Below are 24,772 nucleotides of genomic sequence, written 5' to 3' on the forward strand. Positions count from 1 at the left end.
GGTCTCGGTCTTGGTGATCAGGCCGATCACCGGCTCGCCGGCGGCGAAGCTGGCCGAGGCGGCCAGGGCCAGGGTGGACAGGATCAGCTGGGGGGCAAGGGATTTCTTCATCTGGCGGTCTCCTCGAAGGTGGGCACTGCGCCGGCTCCGGCTCCGGGAAATCCCGGGGCTGCGGCGGTTTACGTTCCGGCGTGATGGGACTATAGTTGCTGATAGATTAATAAATCAAGTTGTTTTAGTTATGGAAAACCCTGAACAAGCTCAATTCCAGGCCCGCGTCGCCACCGCTGGCGAGGCGCTGATCGACCTTGTGCTGCAGGCCGATGGCCGGCTCGACCCCTGCCTGGGCGGGGCGGTCTACAACCTCACGCGCGCGCTGTCGCGCCAGGGCATGGCCACGTTGTACCTGAACCCGCTCTCGGGCGACCGCTTCGGGCGCCAGCTGGCGCGCGGCTTGGTCGCCGACGGCGTGCTGCTGGCGCGCGCCGAGCCGGTGAGCGAGGTGAGCTCGCTCGCGGTGGTCGGGCTGACCGAGGCCGGCCATCCCGATTACGCCTTCTACCGTGAGCTGGTGGCCGACCGCGCCGTAAGCGCCGCCGGCCTGGTGCAGGCCTGCGCCCGCGCGCCGGGCCTGCAGATGGTCTGCACCGGCGCCCTGGCCCTGGCGGCCGAGGACGCCGACAAATACCTGCCCTGGCTGGCGGCCCAGCGCGCGGACGGCCGCCTGGTGGTGGTGGACGCCAACCTGCGCCCCTCGGTGATGCGCGACCTGCCGGCCTACCGGCGCAACGTGATGGCGGCGCTGCAGTACGCCGACCTGGTGAAGGCCAGCGACGAGGACCTCGAGGTGCTGGACCTGCCGGGCGAGAGCGCCGAGGCCAGGGCGCTGAACCTGCTGGCGCAGACGCCGGCGCGGCTGATGGCGCTGACCCTGGGCGCGCAGGGCGCCGCCCTGCTGCGGCGCGACGCCGGCGGCACCCACTGGCTGCGTGCGCGCGAATCCCAGCCGGTGGCCGTGGTGGACACGGTGGGCGCGGGCGACTGCTTCCTGGCGGGCCTGCTGACGGCCCTGCTGCGCGGCGCGGACGAGGCCGGCCAGGCGCCGGCGCAGGCACTGGCCACGCTCGACGAGGCACGCTGCCGCGCCCTGCTGGCCCATGCCCTGGCCAGCGCCAGCCTGTGCGTGATGCAGCGCGGCTGCGTGCCGCCGAGCTGGGAGCAGGCCAGCGCGCGCACGCGCGAGGTGCCGGCCGCCTTCGCTTGAGGCGGGCCGTCAGCCGCGCTGCGCAGCCACGATCAGCGCCTCGACGCGGTACTCGGGCGAGGCCAGCCTGAGCTCGCCGCAGGCGCGCGCAGGCGGATGCTCGGGGTCTATCCAGGCGTCCCAGACCGCGTTCATTTCGGCGAAGTCCTTCATGTCCGCCAGCCAGATCTGGGCCGAGAGGATCAGCGACTTGCCGCTGTCCGACAGCGCGAGCAGGCGCTCGACCTGGGCCAGCATGTCGCGCGTCTGCTCGGCCGTGCTGGCGCCATGGCCGACCTGGCCGGCCAGGTGGACGGTGCGGTTGTGGATCACGGCCTGGCTCATGCGCGGGCCTTTTTCGTGGCGGATGACGGTCATCTGGAGCTTTCCTTGGTTGCTTGTGAAGGGGAACGGGGGGATCAGTGCTCGTCAGCGGGCAGGGCGCCGAGCAGGCGCGGCAGGTCGCCCAGGCGCGCGACCAGGCTGAACACCAGGGCCGAGACCGCGACGAAGAGCACCGAGACCGAGGCCATGGTCGGTGTGTAGCCGTAGCGCAGGGCGTTGAAGATCTTGATCGGCAGGGTCTCGAGCGTGAAGCCCACGGTCATGTAGGCCACGATGTACTCGTTGAGCGAGAGCACGAAGGCGAACGCGTAGCCGCAGACCAGGTTGGGCAGGATCAGCGGCAGCACCACGGTGCGCAGCACGCTGCGCTCGTCGGCGCCCATGGTCGAGGCGGCGTCGAGCAGGGAGCGGTCGATCGACTCCAGGCCCAGGGTCAGCGTCACCAGCGGCAGCGTGACGAAGAAGATCGCATGGCTGATCACCGCGGTCCAGGGCTGGCCGTAGCCGCCCGTTGCGACCCAGAAGCTCAGCAGGCCCAGAGCCGTGATCACCGGCGGCAGCACGAAGGGCGCCACGCCCAGCAGGCGGAAGACGCCGGCCCAGGGCGCATGGCGGCGCCACAGGAACCAGGCCAGCGGCGCAGCGATCGCGGTGGCCAGCGCGGCCGAGCAGGCGGCCAGGGTGATGGAGGCCAGCAGCGCGCCGCGCCAGCCGGGGTCGGTGAAGATCTCGGCGTACCAGGACCAGGACAGGCCCTGGGGCGGGAAGGCCAGGGTCTGGCGCTCGTTCAGCGAGACGCCGGCGACGATCACGATGGGCGCGGCCAGGAACAGCGTGACCGCGCCGAAGAACAGGCGTTGCAGCAGCCTTGCACTCATGTCGTGCCCTCCTTGCGGCCGATCAGCAGGGTCAGTCCGACCAGGGCCAGCGACAGCAGCACCAGGAACAGGGCCATGGCGGCGGCGAACGGCAGGTTGGACTGGTAGATGGCCTGGTCGGTGATCAGCACCGACAGGGTCCAGTGCTGCGGGCGGCCCAGGATCTGCGGCAGCAGGTAGGAGCCGAGCTCGAACACGAAGACCATGATCAGCGCCGCGACGATGGTGCGGCGCAGCGCCGGCACCACCACGTTGAGGAAGGCCAGCGCCGGATGGGCGCCGAGCGTGCGGGCCGCCTCGATCAGCGTCGGGTCCAGGCGCACCAGGGCCGGGTAGAGCACCAGCACGGCATAGGGCAGGGACTGGTAGACCATGCCGGTGAGCACGGCGCCGAAGCTGGGCAGCAGGGCCTGGGGCTCGGCCATCAGGCCGAGCGCGACCAGCAGGTTGCTGATGCCGGCCGTGCGCGAGAACAGCGTGGACCAGGCGAAGCCTATGATCACCTCGGACAGCGAGAGCAGGGCCAGCAGGCCGATCAGCCAGCGTGTCTGCACGCGGCGCGGCTGGCGCGTCAGCAGGTAGGTGAAGGGAAAGGCCAGCAGCACCGAGCAGACCGCGGCCAGGGCCGCCAGGCCGAGCGAGAACGCGAGCAGGTTGCCGAAGAAAGGGCTCAGAAAGCGCGCGTAGTTGTCGAGCACGAAGTCGGGCGTGTAGAAGCCTCCCTGCTGGCGGCGGAAGAAGCTCACCGCGACCATGGTGCCGAAGGGCAGGGCGAAGAACACCAGCAGCATCAGCGCCGGGAAGGCCAGCGGCGCGTAGTCGGCCGCGCGGCGGGGCGGTTCGCGTCTCATGAGGCCAGCACCACGCAGTTCTCGGGCGGCAGCACCACGCCCACGGCGTCGCCGGGCTGGACCTGAGCGCGCGCGCGCGGCGTCGTCACCGCCACCAGCACCTTGCCGCCGACCTCGATGAAGGTCTCTATCGTGGCCCCGAGGTCGCGCACGAAGCTGACCCGTCCCGACAGCGCGCCGTCCCCGGGGACGGTGAGCTGCAGGTCCTCGGGGCGGATCGAGAGCGTGGCGCGGCCCGCGGCCGGGGCCGGTACGCCGGGCAGGGCGCAGCCGAAGGCCGAGGCGCGGCCCTGGGCGTCGCGCTCGAGCTCGAGCAGGTTGGTCGAGCCTATGAAGTCGGCGACGAAGGCGTCGGCCGGGTGGCGGTAGATCTCGATCGGGGGCGCGGCCTGGCGCACGCGGCCCTCGCCCATCACGACCACGAGGTCGGCCATGGTCATGGCCTCGCGCTGGTCGTGCGTGACCACGACGGTGGTGATGCCCAGGCGCTGCTGCAACTGGCGCAGCTCGAGCTGCATGGCTTCGCGCAGCTTGGCGTCCAGCGCCGACAGCGGCTCGTCGAGCAGGAACAGCCGCGGCGAGAGCGCGAGCGCGCGCGCGATCGCCACGCGCTGGCGCTGCCCGCCCGAGAGCTGGGCCACGGGGCGGTCGCCGTAGCCGGGCAGGTGGACCAGGTTCAGCAGTTCCTCGGTGCGCCGCGCCTGCTCGGCGCGCGGGCGGCCGCGTATGCGCAGCGGGTAGGCGATGTTCTCGCCCACGCTCAGGTGCGGGAACAGGGCCAGCGACTGGAACACCATGCCCAGCTCGCGCTGGTGCGTGGGCAAGGCCGTGATGTCCTGGCCGTCGAGCAGGATGAGCCCCTGGCTCGGCGTCTCCAGCCCCGCGATCATGCGCAGCAGCGTGGTCTTGCCGCAGCCCGAGGGGCCGAGCAGGCAGACGAAGCTGCCCGCGGGCACGGCCAGCTGCACCTGTTCGACCACGGTGCTGGCGCCGAAGCGCTTGGAGATGTCCTGCAGGACCAGTCCGGTCATGGTCTCGTCCTCCTCAGCCGGCGATCAGCCGCGTCCACTGCTCGTTGAGCCAGTCCGAGCGGGTCTGGTAGAGATCGTAGCGCGGCACGATGGGGTCGATCTCGGAGGAGACCGCGGCGAACTCCTTGTCGCTGAGCTCGAGCAGCTTGCGCTTGACCGTGGGCGAGGTGCCGATCTGGCGCGCCATCAGCGCCTGGATCGCGGGCTGGCTGACGAAGTTGATGAAGGCATGGGCCTCCTCGCCCTTCTTCGAGGCGCGCGAGATGGCCCAGGAGCCCGAGTCCAGGATGCCGCCTTCCTTGGGGAAGGTGGAGCGCACAGGATGCCCCTCGCCGGCCGCCAGGCCGGTGACGTCGTGGTAGTACTGGCCCATGGGGATCTCGCCCGACTTGAGCGCCTGCTCGAACTGGGCCTCGTCGCGGTACCACAGGCGCACGTTGGACTTGAGCTCGGCGAGCTTCTTGAAGGCCTTGAGCTGGCCGGCCTCGGTGTCCAGGGCCTGGGTGCCGCCGAGGAAGGTCTTGGCCGTGACCTCGAGCAGGAAGGAGTTGGAGACCAGGGCCAGCAGGCCCAGCCTGTCCTTGTTGGCCGGGTCCCAGAGCGCGGCCCAGGACTGGGGCGGGTTCGGGTAGGCGCGGGTGTTGCTGACCAGGGTGATGTACCAGGACACGGCGCCTATGCCGGCGACGCGCCCGTCGGGGTAGCGCTGGACGAAGCGCTCCTGCAGCGCGCTCGCGTTCGGGATCTTCGCCAGGTCCAGCGGCGCCCACAGCTTGGTGGCCTGGCCCTTGAGCAGGGCGACCTGGCCCATCATCGAGACGTCGGCCGGCGCCTGGTTGGCGCGCGCCGTCTGCTCCAGCTGCACCAGCCAGGCCTCGCCGGTCGGCTCGGCCACCGACTCGACCGCGATGCCGGTGGCCTTGGTGAAGGCCGGGAAGATGTGCTTGTCGAACGACTTCTTGAAATAGCCGCCATAGACGCCGACCTTGAGCGAACGCCCCTGGGCGCGCAGCAGGCCCGGCGCCGCGAGCAGGGAGGCGCCGGCCAGGCCGGCGCCGAGAACGGACCGGCGGTCCAGCGGCTTGTGATCTTGCATGCTCATCTTTGTCTCCTCACGATTTGGATGGGTCGAATGTTGCGCGGCTCAGGCGCCGCGCTGCGCAAAGCGCGGCGAGAGCGCGACCAGGCACAGCAGCTCGAACAGCACCTGGGCGCCGATCTGGGCCGTGTTGCTGGTGGGGTCGTGCTGGGGCGCCACCTCCATCACGTCGCCGCCCACGATGTCGATGCCGGCCAGGCCGCGCAGCAGCTCCAGCGCCTCGCGCGAGCTCAGGCCGCCGACCTCGGGCGTGCCGGTGCCGGGGGCGTAGACCGGGTCCAGGCAGTCCACGTCGAAGGTGACATAGGTCGGGCCGTCGCCGACCACCTCGCGCGCGCGCCGCAGCACCTCGGCCACGCCCAGGCGCGTGAACTCCTCGGCGTGGATCACGGTCATGCCGGCGTCGAACGAGAACTCCCAGAGGTACTCGGCGCCGCCGCGGATGCCGATCTGCACGCAGCGCCGAGGATCGAGCACGCCGGCCAGCACCGCCTCGCGGAACGGGCCGCCGTGGTGGAACTTCGAGCCCTCGTAGCTGCCGGCGGTGTCGCAATGGGCGTCGAGGTGGATCATGCCCACGGGCCGCTCGCGTCCCACGGCCTTGAGGATGGAGCCGGTGATCGAGTGGTCGCCGCCCACGGCCAGCGGGACCACGCCGGCCTGCACGATCTGGGCGAAGCCCTGCTCGATGTCGGCATGGCAGTCGGCCAGGCTGTAGCGGCTGCGCATGGGCAGGTCGCCGACGTCGGCCGCCTTCAGCCGGGTCAGCGGCGCCACGCGCAGCGCATGCTCGTAGGGGCCGACGCGCTCGACCGCGCGCACGGCGCGCGGGCCCAGGCGCGCGCCGGCGCGGTTGGTCACGCCCAGGTCCATGGGCACGCCGATCAGCGCCACGTCCAGGCCCGCGAAGTCATAGGGCTGCTGCGCCAGCGCCTCGGGCCGGTAGGGCGCGTCGAGGAAGGTCGCGACATCGGCGAACGGCCATTTGCGGCGGTCCGAGCTGCTGAAGATGCGCTCGGCCACGGCCTTGAACGCGGGGTCGAAGATGTCGCTGCCTGCGGCGTTGGCGTAGCGCTCGCGCAGGCGCGCGAGGTGCTGGGGGTCGATGCTCATGGGGTCTCCGTGGAAGAAAGCGGGTGGGCGGCGCGGTGGCGGTCCAGGCACAGGCGCGCCGCGGCCAGGTCCTCGAGGGCCATGCCGACCGACTTGAAGACCGTGATCTCGTGCGCGTTGCGCCGGGCGGGCCCGGGCGCGCGGCAGAGCGCGGCCAGGTCGCCGGCCAGGCGCTGGGGGTCGAAGGCGCCGCTCTTGACGGCCTGCACGATGTCGCCGGCCTCGCTGAACGCGCCTGCGCGCGTGTCGCACCAGACCGCGTCGGCGCGCGCGAAGAGGCGGTCGTCGGTCTCGCGCATGGTCGGCTTGAAGGCGCCGACCAGGTCCACATGGGTGCCGGGGCGCAGCCAGTCGCCGGCCAGCAGGGGCTCGGTCGACAGCGTGGCGCAGCTGACGATGTCGGCCTCGGCGGCGGCTTCGCGCAGCGAGGTCGCGAGCTCGGCCTGCAGGCCCTGGGCCTGCAGCGCGCGCACGGCCTCCCGGGCCTCGTCGGGCCGGCGGTTCCAGACCAGCACGCGTTCGATCGGCCGCACGCTGGCATGGGCCAGCGGCAGGTTGCGCGCCTGGCGCCCGGCGCCCACCATCAGCAGGCAGCGGCTGTCGGGGCGCGAGAGCTGGCGGCTGGCCAGGGCCGAGGCGGCGGCCGTGCGGCGCGCGGTCAGCTCGCCGCCGTCGAGCACGGCCAGGACCTGGCCGTGGCGCGGGTCCATCAGCACGTAGACGCCGTGGATCGAGGGCAGGCCGGCGCGCGGGTTCTCGGGGAACACGGTGACCAGCTTGGTGCCCACGCCCAGGCTGGGGCTCCAGGCCGGCATCACGAGCAGCGTAGGCGCGGCGCCGGCGGCTTCGCCGAGCGCGTAATGCAGGCGCTCGGGCGCGCTCGCGTCGGCCAGGCGAAAAGCCTGCTGCAGCGCGTCGATCAGGGCCGGCCAGGGCAGGGCCCGGGCCACGGCGGGGGCGTCGAGGAACAGGGGGATCTCGCTCATGGTCGGGGCCTTTCAGGATTGGGCGGGGAACACGGCGCAGCGCCGCGCGTCGATCCGCACGGCGACCTGCTGGCCCACGCCGAGCCGGCGCAGCTCGGTGTGGGCACTGCGGCAGCGCAGGCGCTCGGCGCCGCAGCGCACGATGAGCTCGGTCTGCGGCCCCAGGTCGCGCACGAACTCGATGTCGCCCACCAACTGGCCGGCCGGCTCGGCGCTGTCGGCCAGGGCCTGCAGGCCCACGTCCTCGGCGCGCACGGCCAGGGTCACGGCGCTGCCGGCCGCCAGGCGCGTATCGGCGGGCAGCGCCGCACCCAGCACGTGCAGGCTGCCGTCGGCCTGGGCGGTGCCGGGCAGCAGGTTGGCGGCGCCGAGGAACTCGGCGACGAAGGCATTGGCGGGACGGCGGTAGACCTCGGTCGGCCGGTCGCACTGCTGCACGCGGCCCTGCTTCATGACCACCAGGCGGTCGGCCAGCATCATGGCCTCGTGCTGGTCGTGCGTGACGACCACGGTGGTGACGCCGAAGCGCTGCTGCAGCTGGCGCAGCTCGATCTGCATGTTGTCGCGCAGCTGCGCGTCGAGCGCGGACAGGGGCTCGTCGAGCAGGAACAGCGGCGGCGGCACGGCCAGGGCGCGCGCGATCGCCACGCGCTGGCGCTGGCCGCCCGACAGGGCCGAGACCGGGCGGTCGGCGACGGCCGGCAGCTGCACCAGCTCGAGCAGCTCCTCGACGCGCCTGCGGCGCTGCGCCGCCGCGACGCCGCGCAGCTTCATGCCGTAGGCGATGTTGTCGGCCACGCTCATGTGCGGAAACAGGGCCAGGGACTGGAACACCATGCCGAAGCCGCGCTGGTGCGGCGCCAGCGCGACTATGTCGCGGCCCTCGAGCAGCAGATGGCCGCGGTCGGCTTTTTCGAAGCCGGCGATGATGCGCAGCAGCGTGGTCTTGCCGCAGCCCGAGGGGCCGAGCAGGCAGACGAACTCGCCGCGCCGGATCGAGAGGCTCACGTCGGCCAGCGCCTCGTGGCTGCCGAAGCGCTTGCCCAGGCCGCGGATGTCCAGGTAGCCGCCTTGCGCGGACGACGTGATGGGAGAGGTTGGCATGGTGTGTGGCGGGATGGAGGTTCAGAACAGGCTGCCCTTGCCTGCGACGAGCTTGTCGACCCAGGTGATCAGGGCCACGTCGAGCGCGATGATCAGGGTGGAGATCGCGAGCGTGGTGGGGTCCAGCGAGGACACGGTGCGGCTGTACATCCAGATCGGCAGCGTGCGCAGGTCGACCGTGTACATGAAGAAGCTGACCGTGAACTCGTTGAACGAGATGATGAAGGCGAAGATCAGGCCGGCCAGGATGCCCGGCTTCATCAGCGGAACCACCACGTCGATGGCGGCGCGCAAGGGCGAGGCGCCCAGCGACATCGCGGCCTCCTCGAGCTCGCGGCCGACGCCCTGCATGGCGCTCAGGCAGTTGCGCAGCACGAAGGGCAGGGCCAGCACGATGTGCGGGATGGCCAGGCGCAGCAGGCCGCCGTCGCTGCCGGTCTGCCGGGCCAGGCTTTCGCTGAGCAGCAGGTAGGCCACGCCCAGCACCACGAGAGGAAACACCAGCGGCAGCGTGAACAGCCCCTCCACCCACTGGCGCCAGCGGCCGCCGCGGCGCACCAGCACGTAGGCCAGCGGGACGCAGGCCGCGGTGGTGGCGAGCATGGTGATGGCGCCGACCGTGAAGCTGGTGGCCATGGCCTCGAAGGCCGAGCCCGCGCCGTCGCTGTCGCCGCCGAACAGCACCTCGAGCGCGGCGCCATACCAGCGCAGCGACAGCGAGCGCGGCGGAAAGGCGAGGCTGGCGTCGCCCGAGAACGACATGACCACGATCACGAGCACGGGCAGGGCGGCGACGAGCAGGCCCAGGCCGGCGAGCGCCAGCATCGCGGCGCGGAACGAACCGCCGCAGCTGCGGGACCAGAGGGAAGCGGACATCAGCGGGCCTCCTTGAGGGGCAATGCACGGCCGCTCAGCCAGGTGGCCGCCGTCATCGTGAGCAGGGTGATCAGGATCAGAGCCACGCCGGCCGCGGACGCGCCGGCCCAGTCGAACAGCGGCGAGATCATGTCGCGGATGGCGACGCCCATCATCTGCACGCGCCGCCCGCCCAGCAGCAGCGGGATGGCGAAGGCGCTGGCGTTGAAGGCGAACACGATGGAAGCGGCGCTGATCAGGCCGGGCCTGAGCAGCGGCAGCGTGATGTCGAAGAACGAACGCCAGGGCCTGGCGCCCAGGCTGGCCGCGGCCTCGAGCTGGTCCTGCGACAGCACGCGCATCGATCCCAGGATGGGGAACACCGCCAGCGGCAGCGTGGTCTGCACCAGGCCGATCAGCACGCCGGTCTCGTTGAACAGCAGCTGCAGGGGCTGCGCTGTCAGGCCCAGCTTCAGCAGCAGGCCGTTGACGGCGCCGTTGGGGCCCAGCACCATCATCCAGCCGTAGGACTGGATCAGCAGGTTCAGGATCATCGGCAGCAGCACCAGGCTGGTCATGACGCGCCGCCACCAGGGCTGTGCGACCGCGGCCATCAGCATCGCGATCGGCAGCGCCAGCAGCAGGCACAGCACGGTGCTCAGCGCCGCCAGCTTGAGCGTGAGCCCCACCGAGCGCAGGAAGAAGGGCTCGAGCAAGCCCTGGTAGTGGGCCAGCGACCAGCCGGCCAGGGCCGGGCTCTCGGCCGAGACCGAGTAGCGCAGCACGAACAGCACCGCCGCCAGGAAGGGCAGCAGCAGGACCAGGGCCGGCAGCACCAGCAGCATGGTGCCGGCCAGGCGCCGCGCGGGCCTGGACCGCCCGGCATCGGGCGGCGCGGCCAGCACGCCGGTCGTGGGGTTGACGGCTTGCACGCGCGGCCCCTCAGGCAAAGGTCTGCGTGTAGCGCTTGATCCAGCTCTCGCGCACGCTGGCGATCACGCTCTTGTCGTGGATCACCGCCTTGTCGCCAAGCTGCTCGGGCTTGATGATGAAGGGGCTGGCCTTGGCCGCGGCCGAGAGCACCGCCTTCTGGTTCACCGGCCCGTTCAGCACCTCCTCGGCCATCCGGCCCTGGACCACGGGGTCGAGCGAGTGGTTGACGAAGGCATGCGCCACGGCGCTGTCGCCGGGGCGGCTCTTGGGCAGCACGGTGTACATCAGGTCGGCGAAGAAGCCTTCCTTGAGGTTGTATGTGGCGCCCAGGCCCGAGCTCGGGTCCTTCAGCGCCTTGGCATAGAAGGCCGGTGCATAGACCCCGCCGAGGTCCAGCGCGTTGGAGCGGAACAGCTCGGCGATCTGGGTCGGGTTTTCGCCGAAGGTCAGCACGCGGTCCTTGAGCTCGGCGAGCTTCCTGAAGCCGGCCTCGGCGTTGGTCGCGCTGCCGCCCGTGAGCTTGGCCGCGGCGACGATGGTGTCGAGCGCGTCGGTCCAGGTGGCCGGGGGCAGGAACAGGCGCTTGGCGTACTTGGGGTTCCACAGCTCCTCGTAGCTGGTCGGCGCCTCCTTGAACGTGCGCGTGTTGTAGAGCAGGCCGCCGGTCCACAGCAGGTAGCCGATGCCGTGGCCGTCGGCGCCGGTGCGAAAGCGCGGGTCGACGTTCTGCAGATGGGGCAGCTGGTTGAGGTCGGGCTTGTCGAGCAGGCCGGCGCTGGCCAAGGTGGTGGCGCCGACGCCGGCGAGCGTGATCACGTCGTACTGCGGCCGCGTGCCGGCGGCCTTGAGCTTGGCCACCATCTCCGAGGTGCTGCCCGTTCGGTCGGCCACCACCCGGGCACCGGTCTGGGCCTCGAAGGTTTGCGCGATGTGGCGCAGCACGGCCAGGCCGGTGTCGTCGGACCAGGTCAGGATGCGCAGGGTCTTGCCGGCGAACTGCCGCCCTTGCGCGACCGCGTGCACGGCCGGGAAGGCCAGGGCCGAGCCCAGTCCGAAGGCGGCGCCGGTCTTGAGCAGGTCGCGTCGCTTGATTTCTCGCTGCATGGTGTCTCCTTGTTGAAAGTGGAGGGAGCGTAGCAGCGGGGTTTCGCGCGGGGTAGCCGGAAAATTGTCGGCCTGCTATAAACAAAGTTGAATGCTTGATCTCGACCCCTACCTGTTGCGCGCCTTTCTCTCGGTGGCCGAAGTCGGCACGGTCAACGGCGCGGCGGCCGCCCTGCATCGCACGCAGGCGGCGGTCAGCATGCAGGTGCGCCGGCTCGAGGAACTGCTGGGCGTGGCGCTGTTCGAGCGCTCGTCCAAGGGGCTGGCGCTGACCGCCGACGGGCTGCTGCTCGTGCCTTATGCGCGCGAGATCCTGACCCTCAACGACGAGGTCAGGCAGCGCCTGGGTGGGCAGCGCGTGGAGGGGCGGGTCAAGCTCGGGGTGGTCGAGGACTTCGCGGCGACAAGGCTGGTCGACATCCTCAAGGCCTTTCGCGACCTCAATCCGCGTGTCGACATCGACATCATGGCCGACGGCAATCGCCGGCTGGCCGCGCTGTTCGGCCAGGACAAGCTCGACCTGCTGATCTGCGACACCAGCGAGGTGGCGCGCAAGCCGCTGATGGTCTGGCCCGAGCAACTGTTGTGGACCGTGCGCTCGGACCTCAGCGTCTCGAGCGAGGAGCCGCTGCCCGTCGTGCTGTTCGAGGAGGCCTGTCCCTGGCGCGCGCGAGCGATCGAGGCCCTGGCGGACCGCAGCCTGCGCTGGAACGTGGTCTGCGAGGCCAGCACCCTGGTCGCCATGGCCACGGCGGTGCAGGTGGGCATAGGCATAGGCCCCATGATGTCCGCGACGATTCCGGCCGGTTGCCGCAGCCTAGACCGGGCCAGCGAATTCCCGCAGCCGGTGCCCATCGAGATCGGCCTGTACATGAGGACGGCGGCGCCCGAGCAGGCGCGCCACCTCGCCGACTTCGTGATGCGCACGCCGGGCCCGTTCTTTTCCGAGCGAACCCGCGCCACGCTGCTGGCCTGACGCCGCGGCCCTCAGGGCATCACGATCACCATCCAGGAGACGCCGAAGCGGTCGGCCACCATGCCGAAGCTCGAGGCGAAGAAGGTCTTGGCCAGTGGCATCTGGACCTGGCCGCCGTCGGCCAGGGCGTTGAACCAGCGCTCGGCCTCGGCCTCGCTGGCGGCCGTCAGCGAGAGCGAGAAACCCTGGAAGCCGGGCTTTCCGCTGCAGTTTCCGTCCGAGGCCATGATCTGGGTGTCGCCTATGGACATGTTCATGTGCATGATCTTGTCCTCGGCGCCGGGCGGCAAGCAGCCGGGCTGCGGTGGCTCGGGGCTGTCCTTGTAGCGCATCATCATGGTCACCTCGGCGCCTAGCGCCTTGCGGTAGAACTCGACCGCCTCCTCGCAACGGCCTTCGAAGAACAGATAGGGCTGAACCTGCATGGCTTCTCCTCGCTGTGGATGCGGCCCCTGCGGCCGCGGGTGGGAGAAAGGAGAATAGAAGAGAATCGCCGATTTGGCAGCCCCTGCTGGTAAGCCATTGTGTCGCCCCACGCTCATTCCTTTTTCGGAGACAACATGACCGCAACCGCATCCTCCGCCCCTGCCGTTCCCGTCGCCGTCGTGACCGGCGGCGCGCGCGGCATAGGACTGGCCATAGGCCAATGGTTCCTGGCCCATGGCCACCGCGTGGCCCTGCTCGACATCGACACCAACACCCTGGCCCGCACGGCCGCCGAACTGAACGATGCGGACCGGGTGCTGGCCGTCCCTTGCGACGTGTCCGACCCGCAGCAGGTGCAGGCTGCCATAGGCCGCGTGGAGGCGGTGTTCGGCCGCATCGACGCCCTGGTCAACAACGCCGGCGTGGCCGTGTTCAAGCCGATCGCCGAAACCAGCTTCGCCGAGTGGCGCCAGGTGCTGGCGACCAACCTGGACGGCCCCTTCCTCTGCACCCAGGCCTGCGCGCCCGTGATGCGCCGGGCCGGCGGCGGCAGCGTGGTCAACATCGCCTCGATCTCCGGCCTGCGCGCCAGCACGCTGCGCGTGGCCTATGGCACCAGCAAGGCGGCGCTGATCCAGCTGACCAAGCAGCAGGCCGTGGAACTGGGCACCGTGGGCATACGCGTGAACGCCGTGGCGCCGGGGCCGGTGGAGACCGAAATGGCCAAGCTGGTGCACAGCGTGGCGATCCGCTCGGACTACCACGACGTGATTCCGCTGGAGCGCTACGGCACGGTCGAGGAGATTGCTGCGGTCGTGGGCTTCCTCTGCAGTGACGCCGCGAGCTACGTGAACGGGCAGGTGGTGGCGGTGGACGGCGGCTTCGACGCCGCCGGCGTGGGCCTGCCGACGCTGCGCAGGAACGCCGCGGGCCAGGCTATACCTTCCTGACGGCCGGCTGCCGGCCCGCGAGGCGCTGGCCAGCGCGGCCGCGCGCCACTATGCTGTGTCTGCCCGCATGGCCGCGGGAAGGAGGGCGTGCATGGAGCTCACCCAGATCAGCGAGGCGATCCGGCGCGACGCCGCCTGGATCGTGTTCCTCAACGTGCTGCTGCAGCAGGCGGGCCTGCCCGTGCCCGCCGTGCCGACCTTGCTGCTGGCGGGCAGCCTGGCGATGTCCTGGGGACTGGTCGGCCAGGTGCTGGCGGCAGCCGTGCTGGCCTCGGTGGTCGCGGACTGGCTGTGGTTCCTGGCGGGCCGGGCTTTCGGCTACCGCGTGCTGTCGGGCCTGTGCCGGCTGTCCATCAACCCGGGCAGCTGCGTCTCGGAGACCGAGCGCCGCTTTCTGCGCTGGGGCCTGTGGTCCCTGGTCGGCGCCAAGTTCTTGCCGGGTTTCTCCACCGTGGCGCCGCCGATCGCCGGTGCCCTGCGCATGCCGCTGCCCAGCTTCCTGGGGGCAGCGGGTCTGGGCGCGGCGCTCTGGGCCGGCACGGCCCTGTGGGCCGGCTGGCTGCTGCGCAGCGAGGTCAACGCCGCGATCGCGCTGCTGGACCAGCAGGGCGCGCTGGTCCTTGCCGGCGCCCTGGGCTTCCTAGGCCTCTGGGTGGGCTGGAGGTTCTGGCAGAAGCGCCGTTTCGAACGCCTGGCCGCCATGCCGCGCATCACGCCGGCGGAGCTGCTGGCCGCCCTGGCCGCGGAGCCGGCGCCGCTGCTGCTCGACCTGCGCGGTCCCGCCATGATCGCCGAGACCGGGCCGATCGAGGGGGCGCTGGTCGTGGCCCTGGAGCAGTTGGAGCGCCTGGCCGAGGCCTGGCCCAAGGACCGCCCCATCGTGACCCTGTGCGCCTGCCCGCAGGACGCCACGGCCGTCAAGGCCGCCCGCGCGCTGCAGCGGCGGGGCCATGCCTCGGTGCGCCCGCTGGCGGGCGGCTACGAGGCCTGGGTGGCCGCCACGCGCGACACGCGGGCGAGCGACGGCTGAACTCTCCCTCGGGCTTGCTGATGAAGACCGCCTCGACCAGCACGCTGGGGATGTCGGAGTCCTTGAGCAGGGCGAAGCCGGTCTGCTCCACGTGCGGCTTGTGCAGCCGGCCCGGGCTGCCGATCTCGCGCAGCATGGCACTGCCGGGCTTGAGGCTGTCGCCGTCCTGGGCCCCGGCGCGCGCATCGAACTGGCCCTAGTCGGCATACTGCGCCGCCGCCTTGAGGATCGGTGCCCAGCGCTGGGTTTCCTGCATGACGAAACGCTTGTGTCCCTCGCGGCCAGTACGGTCATCGGTCACGACCACCGCGCCCAGTTCGGCTTCCCTTCTGGCGAAGTCGGCGTCTTTCAGCGCGGTCTTTAGTGCCGCATTGAGCTTTTCCACGATCGTCGCCGGCGTGCCCTTGGGCGCATAGAGTCCGTGCCACACCGCGATGCGAAAGCCCTTGAGTCCGCTCTCGTCGAGTGTCGGGACCGCAGCCAAGGCGGGCGTGGAAATGCGCACGGCTGTCGTCACGCCGAACACCCTGACCTTGCCGGAGGCGATCTGAGCGCTGGTGTTGGTGGTCTGGTCGCACATCAGGTCGACCTGCCCGCCAAGCAGGTCGGCCATCGCGGGGGCGGTGCCCTTGTAGGGAACGGCCACCAGGTCCGCCTTGAGCGCTTGCTGGAAGACCAGGCCGCAAAGATGCGCGGCCGAGCCGACGCCGGCGTTGGCGATGCTCAGCTTGCCAGGCTCGGCGGCGATGAGGCGGCTCAATTCGGCGAGGTTGGCCGCCCTGAGGTCGTGCCGACCGATCAAGGTCATCGGAACCTCGCTGACGAGGCCCAGGTATTCGAAGTCCTCGAGTGGCTTGTATGGAAGGCTGCGGTACAGCGCCGGCGCCGTGGCCAGGGCGACGTTGTGCAGCAGCAGGGTGTAGCCATCGGCTGGCGCGCGTGCCACCTTCGCGGCGCCGATGTTCCCGCCCGCGCCGACGACGTTGTCGATCACGATGGGCTGTGCCCCCATGGACTTGCGCAGCGCCTGCGCAAAGTCGCGCGCGACCTTGTCGGTGGGTCCGCCGGCGGCGTACGGCACGACCAGGACGATGGGTTTTTCAGGGTAGTCCGCCATGGCGCCGGCGGCGGACAAGGCGAGCGCGGCGGATAACAGGAATCGGCAGGTCGTTTGCATGGGGTCTCCTTCGGGTGTCTGTGCAGGTGCAGGGCGTGAAAGATGCCGGACTCGGGCATCTGGATGCAATGTCCCCGCGGCGCTGAGGCCGCTTGGTAGCAAGGGGGATCAGGACGCGGCGCGGCGAATCGCCTTGCGGCCGCCGTGCGCGCAAGATGCGGATGGACGGCTAGCCGTGCGCCTCCTTGTCGAGTCGCTGCCTGGTCCGCAGCGCGACGTCGCGCAGCCACGGCTGTTCAGCCCAGTGGCGCTTCGCGAAGGCATCGATGGCCCGCTGGTATGTCAGCGAAGCGCCGATCATGTCAAGGCCATCGAGGAACATCCTGCGATGGCGTTCGGACAGTACGAACGAGCGCGTGTTCCGCGGCGTGCGCACCGTCAGGCTCTGCACGTCGATCTCGACGCGCAGCGGATCTGCGCTTTCGTCGGCTTCCTTCATCAGCACCTGAACATCGGCTTGCGGCAGCATCACCGCGAGCAAGCGGTTGTTCATCGCGTTCGAGTAGAAGATTTCACCGAAGCTCGACGCAATCACGGCCTCGATGCCGTACTGCTGCAGGCCCCAGACGGCGTGCTCGCGGCTGGAGCCGCAACCGAAGTTCGGGCCGGCGATCAAGATCCGGGTTTCGGCGAAGGCGGGCTGGTTGAGCACGAAGCCGGGGCGCGGGCGGCCCTCTGCGTCAAAGCGCAGGTCCCACAGCAAGCCCTTGTCCAGCCCCCTCTTGTCGATGCCGCGCAGGAACTGCTTGGGCATGATTTGGTCGGTGTCCAGGTTGGCGGTGACGAGGGTGGCCGCGATGCCCTCGATGCGTCCGGCGTCAGTCATTGGCAAGCCCCAGCTTTCGTACGTCGGTGATATGCCCGGTGAGGGCCGCGGCGGCGGCCATGGACGGACTCATGAGATGCGTGATGGCGCCCCGTCCCTGGCGGCCTTCGAAGTTTCTGTTGGTCGTCGACGCGCAGCGCTGGCCTGGGGCCAACACGTCGTCGTTCATCGCCAGGCACATCGAGCAACCCGGCTGACGCCACTCGAAGCCGGCTTCGACGAGCAGCTGGGCGATGCCTTCCGCCTCGGCCTGCGCCTTCACGGTTCCGGAGCCGGGGACCACCATTGCCCGGACGGATGGCGCGACCTTGCGGCCCTTCACGACCTCGGCGACCGCCCGCAGATCCTCGATCCGCGCGTTGGTGCAGGAGCCGATGAAGACATGCTGCACCGGCACACCCTCCAGCGGCATGCCGCCGGACAGGCCGGTGTAGCGCATGGCCTGCGCCATGCTGGCGCGCTGCGGTCCCTGGGCTTGCGGGATCGTGCCCGTGACGGGAATCGCCTGGTCGGGGCTGGTCCCCCAACTCACGTAGGGAGCCACGTCGCTGGCGTCGAAGCGGTGTTCAAGGTCGAACGCCGCGCCGTCGTCGCTCCCGAGCGTCGCCCAATGGGCCAGGGCCCGGCCGCGCAGGCTGGAGTCGATGTCTGGAGCCCGCTGCAGGACATACCGCATGGCGGCTTCGTCGGGCGCGATGAGCGCGCCGCGCGCCCCCGCTTCGACGGCCATGTTGCACAGCGTGAACCGCGCCTCGATGGACAGTGCTTCGACGGCGGCGCCGCAGAACTCGACGGCGAAGCCGCGCGCGCCCTGCGCTCCGATGCGGCTGATGATCATGAGGATGAGGTCCTTGGCCGTGGTGCCGGCGGGCAACCGTCCGTCGACCCGGATGCGCATGTCCTGGGCCAGCCGGTAGACCAGCGTCTGCGTCGCCAGCACGTGCTCGACCTCCGACGTGCCGATGCCGAAGCCCAGGGCGCCGAGCGCGCCATAGGTGGTGGTGTGGCTGTCGCCGCAGATCACCACCATGCCGGGCCGGATCATGCCGTGTTCGGGCGCGATGATGTGCTCTATGCCCTGCAGGGCGTCGTTGGTGTCGAACAGCGCAAGGCCGTGGCGGATGCAGTTGCGCTTGAGCTCGCTGGCCTGCAGCGCCGATGCCGGGTCCTGGATCACGCGCGGCCTGACCGGCTGGGTCGGGATGATGTGGCTCACGGTCGCGACGTTCTGGCCGGGCATCGCGACCTCTCGGCCTTGTTCGTGCAGGCCGGCGAAGGCCTGCGGGCTGGTGTACTCGTTCATCAGGTGGAGGTCGCAGAACAGCAGGACGTTCTGCTCGTCCAGCGTGGCCACCGTGTGCGAATCGACGAGCTTGCGGTACAGGGTGCGTGGCTTCATGGGGTGTTGTCAGGAGAGAAAGGGCAGGACCCGGGCGAGCAGTTGCTCGGGGGCCTCCTCGGCGATGTAGTGCCCGCAGGGCAGGGCTTCGCCGTCCACGTTGCGCGCCACGCGGCGCCATTCGTCGAGCGGACGGAAGCAGCGGTGGACCACGCCCTGCTCGCCCCACAGGGCCAGCAGCGGCTGCTGGAGCAGGCGGCCGGCGTCGCGGTCGGCGCGGTCGTGCTCCAGGTCGATGCCGGCCGAGGCGCGGTAGTCCTCGCACAAGCCGTGCGCGGCTCCCGGCAGGGCCAGGCAGCGCTGGTACTCGGCGAGCGCCCGCGGGTCGAACGGCGCGAGGCCGGCGCTTCGCCGGCCCATCACGTCGCGGACGTAGGCAGCCGGGTCGGCCTCGATCAGGCGCTCGGGCAGCGGCGCGGGCTGGATGAGGAAGAACCAGTGCCAGTAGGTCCGTGCAAAGGCTTGCGTGGTCTGCTCGTACATTGCGAGGGTCGGGGCAATGTCGAGGAGGACCAGACGCCGAACCGCCTCGGCATGGTCAAGAGCCAAGCGATGGGCCACTCTTGCGCCCCGGTCATGGGCGAGCACGTCGAATTGCTCGAAGCCGAGTTCGCGCATGAGCCCCCGCTGATCCAGCGCCATGACGCGCTTGGAATAGTTCGCATGGTCGGCCGCGCCCGCGGGCTTGGACGAGTCGCCGTAGCCGCGCAAGTCCGCGGCCACGACCGTGTGGCGGCGGGCCAGGGCGGGCGCCACACGGTGCCAGATGGCGTGCGTCTGCGGATGGCCATGCAACAGCAGCAGCGGCGACCCTGCGCCACCGACGACTGCCGAGATGCGAACGCCATCGTCCACCTCGATGCTTCGATGCTCGAAACCGGGGAACAAGGCCTTCGTGGCGGCGGCATTGGGGAACATCGGATGTCTCCTGTTCGTTGACGACTGACGAGGCGGCAGGCCCCGGATGAATTTCATTCTAGGCTTGCCATGCACGGCTATAAAATCGTCTTAGGTACTTCATTGTTTCCTTGAAAGAACGAATTTCCCGCCATGGAGCCGTTTTCGGACCTTTCTTTCTTCACGCTTCTGATGAAGCAAGGCAGCCTCGCCGCAGCGGCCCAGGAAATGGGCGTGACGCCACCGTCGGTCAGCAAACGCCTCGCCGCGCTCGAATCCAGGCTGGGGGTTCGCCTGCTTCATCGCACCACGCGCCGCATCAGCCTCACGCCCGAGGGGGAGACTTATCTCAGCGAGGGGGCGCGCGTGCTGGCCGAACTCGATGCGCTGGAGCGCACAGTGTCGGGCGCGAAGGCGCTGCCACGCGGACTCCTAAGGGTCAGCGCCACCTTGGGCTTCGGGCGTCAGCACATCGCGCCGGCCTTGTCGAAGTTCAGCCGGGCCTATCCCGAGGTCGAGGTCCAGCTGCATCTGAGCGACCGGCCGGTGAACCTGGTCGAGCAGGCTTTCGACGTCTCGATCCGCATCGGGGAACTTCCAGATGCGCGTTTGACGGCACGCTTGCTGGCCTTGAACCGCCGCGTTCTCTGCGCGGCACCCTCGTACCTGCGTCGTGCCGGCGAGCCGACTCACCCGCGCGAGTTGCAGCAACACCGCTGCATCTTCATCCGCGAGAGCGATGAGACCTTTGGCACATGGCATCTGCGCTCGGGCTCGCGTCAGGAGACGGTCAAGGTGCGGGGCCCCCTGAGCACCAACGACGGGGAATGCGCGCTTTCGTGGGCGCTGGATGGCCACGGCATCCTGATGCGGTCGCAATGGGATGCGGCGCGGTACCTGCGCTCCGGCCGCCTGCGTGCCGTGCTTGCCGGCTGGAAGCTGCCACCGGCCGACATTTACCTGGTCTTTCCGACGAAAGCCAATTTGTCGGCGAAGACGCGGGCGCTGGTCGAGTTTCTGCACGACTGGTTCAAGGACTACCGCGAGGCGGGGGCGCACGGCGACGCCGCGTGGTGAAAGACAGCTCGCGACGCCGTGGCCCAAAGGGACCGCGGGGCTTTCGCGCTGCCGCATTCCCTTTTGACTGGGCCGACGGTTCAGGGCGTGGGCAGTCTGGGCAGGTCTTCGTAGCCAAAGAGGTACGGCACCACGCGCAAGTCCAGCAGCAGGCCGCCCTCTGCCGGGGCCTTGCTCAGCCGCGCAAAGTCCTCGTCCGCGAGCGCCTGGACCTTGTCAGCGTCGCGGCTGCGGCGGAACACGCCGTGTCGCCACTGGTAGACCTCGTCGATCTTTTCCCGATAGGTGTAGGCGTGGCGGTGATCGTTGTAGTAGTCGACGAACCTGCCGCGGCCCAGGTAAACGGCATTGGAGCCTTCGTAGCCGGTCTTTGCGGCGCTCGCCGGGTCCGTGTTGAGCAAGTAAACCCAGTCGCCGGGCACGAAGTTGTCCGGCGCGATGCCGCGCCGGATGCCCAGGAGCTTGCCCGGGACATCGCGCGCAGCCGGATCGAAGCCCTGCTCGAAATCCCACATGGCCGCAGGCTCCACGCCATCGAGCGGCTCCCCGTCGTGCATCAGGCGCTCGCGCACCAGCGCCGCCTTGGCCGCGTCCTTCTTGACCCGGACGTGGTAGTCGAGCACGGCATGGGCGTAGCTGAGCTTGGTGGCCGCGTAGCAGCCAATGCGGTACTTGCCCTGGTTGAGGAAGGCGTCCAGCAGCGCCTGGTCCACGCGGAATTTGGCGCGCGGTGTACCCTTGTCCCAGTGCCGGGTGTTCCAGTTGGCCGGGCCGCCGTCGGGCCAGACCCAGGACAGCCTGTCCGTCCAGGCCACCACGTGCTGGCGCAGCCTCACATGGTCGCGCAGGGCATCGAGGGCGCAGCCGGCGCCGCTGAAGTTCGTCAGCCGGCCATGCTGAAGCAGGGCCAGAAGAATTTCTTTCTCGGACACCGTGCTCACCACGCGGGTTCTGCCGCCGGCGGCGGGCAGGCGCAGCCGTGCGTCCTTGATGCGGTATGCCTTGCGGTCCTTGAGGCTCAAGGTGTCCGTGTCCGCCTCGGGTGTCGCCAGTGTGTAGACAAGCATGCCGTCGGCCGGTTCGGTCCTGACCACCAGGTTCTTGTCTACCCCCAGCCCGCGCAGGTATGCCGCCATGTCGCGCTCCAGTCGGGCAAGGTGTCCGGACGCACAGGAGAACGCGATGCCACTGAGGGAGCCGGGCTCTGCGGATGGGCCGAGGAAATGGGACGCAGGCGCGCGGGCAAGGCTCCCCGCGCAGATCAGGGCCAGAGCCAGGTTGACGCCAGTTTTGACAAGGCCAGGCATGGAAAAACCCCCGCAAGCCGTCGATCCACCTGGGCCAGTGTGCCGAATCCGAAGGCCGCTGGCAACGGACTCAGGTCCGGGGAGGAAGGGCTTGCTGGATCAGGTCGCTCGCACCGGGCGCGCGGCTCAGACCGGCCGGTTGCGCGCCAGCGGCGGGTTGCGCGCGAAATAGTTCTGTATGCCCTTCATCAGCGCGTTGGCCAGTTCCTCCTGGTAGTCGTCGCTGCGCAGCTTGGCCTCCTCGTCGGGGTTGCTGATGAAGGCCGTCTCGACCAGCACACTGGGGATGTCGGGGGCCTTGAGCACGGCGAAGCCGGCCTGCTCCACGCGCGGCTTGTGCAGCCGGCCCACGCCGCCGATCTCGCGCAGCATGGCGCTGCCGAGCTTGAGGCTGTCGTTGATCTGGGCCGTGGTGCTCATGTCGAGCAGGGCGCGCTGCACATGGGCGTCGCGCGCCTTGACGTTGACGCCGCCGATCAGGTCGGCCTGGTTCTCCTTGTTGGCAATCCAGCGTGCGGCGCTGCTGGATGCCGCGCCCTGGCTCAGCGCGAACACGCTGGCGCCGCGGGCGTTGGGCGTGAAGAAGGCGTCGGCGTGCAGGCTGACGAACAGGTCGGCCTGGACCCGGCGCGCCTTCTGCACGCGCACCTGCAGCGGCACGAAGAAGTCGGCGTCGCGCGTGAGGTAGGCGCGCATGGGGTTGCCGTTCACGCTGGTCGCGTTGATGCGCTCGCGCAGGCGCCGCGCGATCTGCAGTACCACGTCCTTCTCGCGCGTGCCGTTCGGGCCCACGGCGCCGGGGTCCTCGCCGCCATGGCCGGGGTCGAGCGCGACGATGATCAGGCGCTCGGTGCGTTCGGCCGTGCCGCCGGGGCCGTCGACGGGGCCGGCCGGCGTGCGCGGGGCGGGGGGCGGTGCGGCGCCGCCGCGCTCGCCTTGCCGGGCGATCAGCTCGCCCAGCGGGTCGGCCGGCGCGGGCGCGGCCGGGCCCTCCCTGAGCCGCTCGGCGATCAGGGCCTCCAGCGGGTCCATGGCCTGGGCGGGATAGAGGTCGAACACCAGACGGTGCTGGTAGGCCGCGACCGGCGGCAGGCTGAACACCTGGGGCAGGATGGCCTGCTTGAGGTCGATCACCAAGCGCACCACGCCGGGCGCGTTCTGCCCGACGCGTATGCCGGCGATGTTGGGGTCGTCCGGCCTCACCTTGGCCACCAGCTCGCGCAGCGCGGGGTTGAGGTCCAGGCCCTCGATGTCCACCGCCAGCCGCGGCGGCGTGGCGACGAAGAACTGGCGCGCCTTGAGCTCGCCGTCCGACTCGATGGTCACGCGCGAATAGTCGGGCGCCGGCCAGACCCGCACCGCCACGATGCTGGCGCCGCGCGCGATCTGCGCGCCGGCCAGCAGCAGCACCAGGGTGCCGGACTGCAGCAGCTCGCGCCGCCTCATGCAGCCACTCCTTGCAGCAGCTCCCGGCCCGCGGCGCTGTGCGTCTGCAGCAGGACCTGCCGGCTCTCGTCGGCCTGGGGCTCGAGGCGGATCACGAGGTCGGGCACCGGCAGCATGCCGGCGGCCTTCTCGGGCCATTCGGCGAGCTTGAGGCCGGGGCTGGCGAACAGCTCGCGGAAACCCGCGTCCTCCCACTCGCGCGGGTCGCTGAAGCGGTAGAAGTCGAAATGCCAGATGGCCAGGCCGGGGGCCTCGTGCGGCTCCACCACGGCGTAGGTCGGGCTCTTGATGCGGCCCTGCACGCCCAGGGCGCGCAGCAGGTGGCGCACCAGCGTGGTCTTGCCCGCGCCGAGCTCGCCCTGCAGTTCGATGTAGGCGCGCCGCAGCGCCGGGCAGGCGGCCAGGCGCTGCGCGAAGCGCGCGGTATCGTCCTCGCCGTGCCATAGCAGGCGCAGCATATCCGCGCCCGCAGTGGTGCTGGGCGCGCTTTCTACAATCGGCGGGTGACTCTTCACAGCGCTCAGATCGATCCCTTTCAGTTGCTGGCCCGGATCCAAGTATGGGGCCGTGAGCTGGGATTCTCCCAAATCGGCGTGGCCGGTGTCGACCTGTCCTCGGCCGAGGCAGGGTTGATGCAGTGGCTGGCCCAGGGATTTCACGGCAGCATGGACTACATGGCCGCGCATGGCCTCAGGCGCGCGCGCCCGGCCGAGCTGGTGCCCGGCACGGTGAGCGTGATCACGGCGCGCATGGACTACCTGCCGCGGCAGACGCCTGCGGACTGGCAGGCGGTCGAGTTCGATCGCCTGAAACGCCCCGCCGAAGGCGTGGTCTCGGTCTATGCGCGCGGACGGGACTACCACAAGGTGCTGCGTGCGCGCCTGCAGAAGCTGCAGAGCCGTATCGCCGACGAAGTCGGCCCCTTTGGCCACCGCGTGTTCACCGACTCGGCGCCGGTGCTCGAGGCCGAGCTGGCCGCGCGCAGCGGCCAGGGCTGGCGTGGCAAGCACACCCTGGTGCTGAGCCGCGAGGCCGGCTCGATGTTCTTCCTCGGCGAGATCTACGTGGACCTGGCCCTGCCGGCCAGCGCGCCCGTCACGGCCCATTGCGGCAGCTGCCAGGCCTGCCTGGACATCTGCCCCACGCAGGCCATCGTCGCGCCGCATCGGCTCGACGCGCGGCGCTGCGTTTCCTATCTCACGATCGAGCATGCGGGGCCGATTCCGTCCGAGCTGCGCCCGCTGATCGGCAACCGCATCTACGGCTGCGACGACTGCCAGCTGGTCTGCCCCTGGAACAAGTTCGCCCAGCGCAGCGCGCTGCCCGATTTCGACGAACGCGAGGGCCTGAATGGCCAGTCGCTGGCGCGCCTGCTGGACTGGACCGAGGACGAGTTCCTGCGCCGGACCGAGGGCAGTGCCATCCGGCGCATCGGCCATGTGCGCTGGCTGCGCAACGTGGCCGTGGCGGCCGGCAATGCGCTGGCCGCCGGCCCCGACGCAGCGGCTGGCGCGGCCCTGCGCGCGGCGCTGCAGCGGCGGCTCGAGCATCCCGACCCGCTGGTGCGCGAGCATGTGGCCTGGGCGCTTAGCCGCTGATTCAGACCGGCGCCGGGCCGCCCGTAGCCGTTGGTCTGCGAAGCGAACCAGGCAAAGGGCGGCCATGACGCTGCTGCGCTGTACAGCTGCGCGCACCACGCTGCGCAGCGTCGCCCCAAGC

25 protein-coding genes are annotated in these 24,772 nt (G+C 70.3%); 6 read left to right on the forward strand and 19 right to left on the reverse strand.

Translation table 11 applies throughout. The features are described from left to right. Positions 1-241: 241 nt before the first annotated feature. Positions 242-1,264, forward strand: coding sequence for a carbohydrate kinase family protein (locus tag FFS10_RS18305; RefSeq protein WP_137895916.1), 1,023 nt, complete (start codon positions 242-244; stop codon positions 1,262-1,264). A gap of 9 nt (positions 1,265-1,273) precedes the next feature. Here FFS10_RS18305 and FFS10_RS18310 read toward each other — a convergent pair whose 3' ends face one another. From FFS10_RS18310 to FFS10_RS18360, 11 genes are read right to left on the reverse strand one after another with little or no spacing between them, the layout of a single operon-like run. Next, positions 1,274-1,621 carry a RidA family protein gene (locus FFS10_RS18310; protein WP_137895917.1) on the reverse strand — a complete coding sequence of 116 codons (348 nt, stop codon included), beginning with the start codon at positions 1,619-1,621 and terminating at the stop codon, positions 1,274-1,276. 41 nt (positions 1,622-1,662) lie between these two features. Then, positions 1,663-2,466 carry an ABC transporter permease gene (locus FFS10_RS18315; RefSeq protein WP_137895918.1) on the reverse strand — a complete coding sequence of 268 codons (804 nt, stop codon included), beginning with the start codon at positions 2,464-2,466 and terminating at the stop codon, positions 1,663-1,665. After that, a complete protein-coding gene (locus FFS10_RS18320; RefSeq protein ID WP_137895919.1) occupies positions 2,463-3,317 on the reverse strand; it encodes an ABC transporter permease in 855 nt (284 codons plus the stop codon). Before FFS10_RS18320 ends, FFS10_RS18315 begins: the two co-directional genes overlap by 4 nt. Next, the gene (locus tag FFS10_RS18325) at positions 3,314-4,348 is read right to left on the reverse strand and encodes an ABC transporter ATP-binding protein (protein ID WP_137895920.1); all 1,035 of its coding nucleotides are present in this window, start codon (positions 4,346-4,348) and stop codon (positions 3,314-3,316) included. Before FFS10_RS18325 ends, FFS10_RS18320 begins: the two co-directional genes overlap by 4 nt. A gap of 13 nt (positions 4,349-4,361) precedes the next feature. Continuing rightward, positions 4,362-5,450, reverse strand: a complete 1,089-nt coding sequence (locus FFS10_RS18330; RefSeq protein WP_212744147.1) for an ABC transporter substrate-binding protein — start codon at positions 5,448-5,450, stop codon at positions 4,362-4,364. A 42-nt stretch (positions 5,451-5,492) separates the two neighbouring features. After that, the gene (speB, locus tag FFS10_RS18335; protein WP_137895921.1) at positions 5,493-6,560 is read right to left on the reverse strand and encodes an agmatinase; all 1,068 of its coding nucleotides are present in this window, start codon (positions 6,558-6,560) and stop codon (positions 5,493-5,495) included. Further along, positions 6,557-7,546, reverse strand: coding sequence for a bifunctional Delta(1)-pyrroline-2-carboxylate/Delta(1)-piperideine-2-carboxylate reductase (gene lhpI / locus FFS10_RS18340; RefSeq protein WP_137895922.1), 990 nt, complete (start codon positions 7,544-7,546; stop codon positions 6,557-6,559). Before lhpI ends, speB begins: the two co-directional genes overlap by 4 nt. Before the next feature lie 12 nt (positions 7,547-7,558). Continuing rightward, entirely contained in the window at positions 7,559-8,650 is a 1,092-nt protein-coding gene (locus FFS10_RS18345; protein ID WP_137895923.1) for an ABC transporter ATP-binding protein, read from the reverse strand. A gap of 21 nt (positions 8,651-8,671) precedes the next feature. Next, a complete protein-coding gene (locus FFS10_RS18350) occupies positions 8,672-9,526 on the reverse strand; it encodes an ABC transporter permease (protein WP_137895924.1) in 855 nt (284 codons plus the stop codon). Continuing rightward, a complete protein-coding gene (locus tag FFS10_RS18355) occupies positions 9,526-10,437 on the reverse strand; it encodes an ABC transporter permease (RefSeq protein WP_249931349.1) in 912 nt (303 codons plus the stop codon). The genes FFS10_RS18350 and FFS10_RS18355 overlap by 1 nt, the downstream gene beginning before the upstream one ends. A 10-nt stretch (positions 10,438-10,447) precedes the next feature. After that, positions 10,448-11,542 carry an ABC transporter substrate-binding protein gene (locus FFS10_RS18360; protein ID WP_137895925.1) on the reverse strand — a complete coding sequence of 365 codons (1,095 nt, stop codon included), beginning with the start codon at positions 11,540-11,542 and terminating at the stop codon, positions 10,448-10,450. Positions 11,543-11,633: 91 nt separating this feature from the next. Between FFS10_RS18360 and FFS10_RS18365 the strand changes: the two genes are divergently transcribed. Then, the gene (locus FFS10_RS18365) at positions 11,634-12,518 is read left to right on the forward strand and encodes a LysR substrate-binding domain-containing protein (RefSeq protein WP_137895926.1); all 885 of its coding nucleotides are present in this window, start codon (positions 11,634-11,636) and stop codon (positions 12,516-12,518) included. Between the two features lie 11 nt (positions 12,519-12,529). Here FFS10_RS18365 and FFS10_RS18370 read toward each other — a convergent pair whose 3' ends face one another. Continuing rightward, the gene (locus FFS10_RS18370) at positions 12,530-12,943 is read right to left on the reverse strand and encodes a VOC family protein (RefSeq protein ID WP_137895927.1); all 414 of its coding nucleotides are present in this window, start codon (positions 12,941-12,943) and stop codon (positions 12,530-12,532) included. A 135-nt stretch (positions 12,944-13,078) separates the two neighbouring features. Between FFS10_RS18370 and FFS10_RS18375 the strand changes: the two genes are divergently transcribed. Then, positions 13,079-13,894: an SDR family NAD(P)-dependent oxidoreductase gene (locus tag FFS10_RS18375; RefSeq protein WP_137895928.1), complete on the forward strand. Its 816-nt coding sequence runs from the start codon at positions 13,079-13,081 to the stop codon at positions 13,892-13,894. Between the two features lie 91 nt (positions 13,895-13,985). Then, complete coding sequence (locus tag FFS10_RS18380) at positions 13,986-14,924, forward strand: VTT domain-containing protein (protein ID WP_137895929.1); 939 nt, start codon at positions 13,986-13,988, stop codon at positions 14,922-14,924. A gap of 196 nt (positions 14,925-15,120) precedes the next feature. On the opposite strand, the gene FFS10_RS18390 is transcribed toward FFS10_RS18380, so the two are convergent. The 4 genes from FFS10_RS18390 to FFS10_RS18405 form a co-directional block, all read right to left on the reverse strand. Next, on the reverse strand, positions 15,121-16,101 hold the full coding sequence (locus FFS10_RS18390) for a tripartite tricarboxylate transporter substrate-binding protein (protein WP_137895931.1): 981 nt from the start codon (positions 16,099-16,101) through the stop codon (positions 15,121-15,123). Between the two features lie 169 nt (positions 16,102-16,270). Continuing rightward, a complete protein-coding gene (gene leuD / locus FFS10_RS18395) occupies positions 16,271-16,927 on the reverse strand; it encodes a 3-isopropylmalate dehydratase small subunit (protein ID WP_137895932.1) in 657 nt (218 codons plus the stop codon). Further along, positions 16,920-18,326 (reverse strand): 3-isopropylmalate dehydratase large subunit, encoded by a 1,407-nt coding sequence (gene leuC / locus FFS10_RS18400; protein ID WP_137895933.1) that lies wholly within the window; start codon positions 18,324-18,326, stop codon positions 16,920-16,922. The genes leuD and leuC overlap by 8 nt, the downstream gene beginning before the upstream one ends. 9 nt (positions 18,327-18,335) lie before the next feature. After that, positions 18,336-19,244, reverse strand: a complete 909-nt coding sequence (locus tag FFS10_RS18405) for an alpha/beta fold hydrolase (protein WP_137895934.1) — start codon at positions 19,242-19,244, stop codon at positions 18,336-18,338. A gap of 132 nt (positions 19,245-19,376) precedes the next feature. Between FFS10_RS18405 and FFS10_RS18410 the strand changes: the two genes are divergently transcribed. Then, positions 19,377-20,300, forward strand: a complete 924-nt coding sequence (locus tag FFS10_RS18410) for a LysR family transcriptional regulator (protein ID WP_137895935.1) — start codon at positions 19,377-19,379, stop codon at positions 20,298-20,300. Between the two features lie 80 nt (positions 20,301-20,380). On the opposite strand, the gene FFS10_RS18415 is transcribed toward FFS10_RS18410, so the two are convergent. From FFS10_RS18415 to tsaE, 3 genes are all read right to left on the reverse strand, one after another. Then, positions 20,381-21,436 carry a TGL-type protein-glutamine gamma-glutamyltransferase gene (locus FFS10_RS18415; protein ID WP_137895936.1) on the reverse strand — a complete coding sequence of 352 codons (1,056 nt, stop codon included), beginning with the start codon at positions 21,434-21,436 and terminating at the stop codon, positions 20,381-20,383. A gap of 297 nt (positions 21,437-21,733) precedes the next feature. Next, positions 21,734-23,053, reverse strand: a complete 1,320-nt coding sequence (locus FFS10_RS18420; RefSeq protein ID WP_137895937.1) for an N-acetylmuramoyl-L-alanine amidase — start codon at positions 23,051-23,053, stop codon at positions 21,734-21,736. Beyond that, the gene (tsaE, locus tag FFS10_RS18425; protein WP_137895949.1) at positions 23,050-23,577 is read right to left on the reverse strand and encodes a tRNA (adenosine(37)-N6)-threonylcarbamoyltransferase complex ATPase subunit type 1 TsaE; all 528 of its coding nucleotides are present in this window, start codon (positions 23,575-23,577) and stop codon (positions 23,050-23,052) included. Before tsaE ends, FFS10_RS18420 begins: the two co-directional genes overlap by 4 nt. 27 nt (positions 23,578-23,604) lie before the next feature. Between tsaE and queG the strand changes: the two genes are divergently transcribed. Next, a complete protein-coding gene (gene queG / locus FFS10_RS18430) occupies positions 23,605-24,651 on the forward strand; it encodes a tRNA epoxyqueuosine(34) reductase QueG (RefSeq protein WP_137895950.1) in 1,047 nt (348 codons plus the stop codon). Positions 24,652-24,772: the final 121 nt, after the last annotated feature.

This window comes from Ramlibacter sp. 2FC (genome assembly GCF_005503345.1).
In the GTDB taxonomy this organism is placed as follows: domain Bacteria; phylum Pseudomonadota; class Gammaproteobacteria; order Burkholderiales; family Burkholderiaceae_C; genus SCMQ01.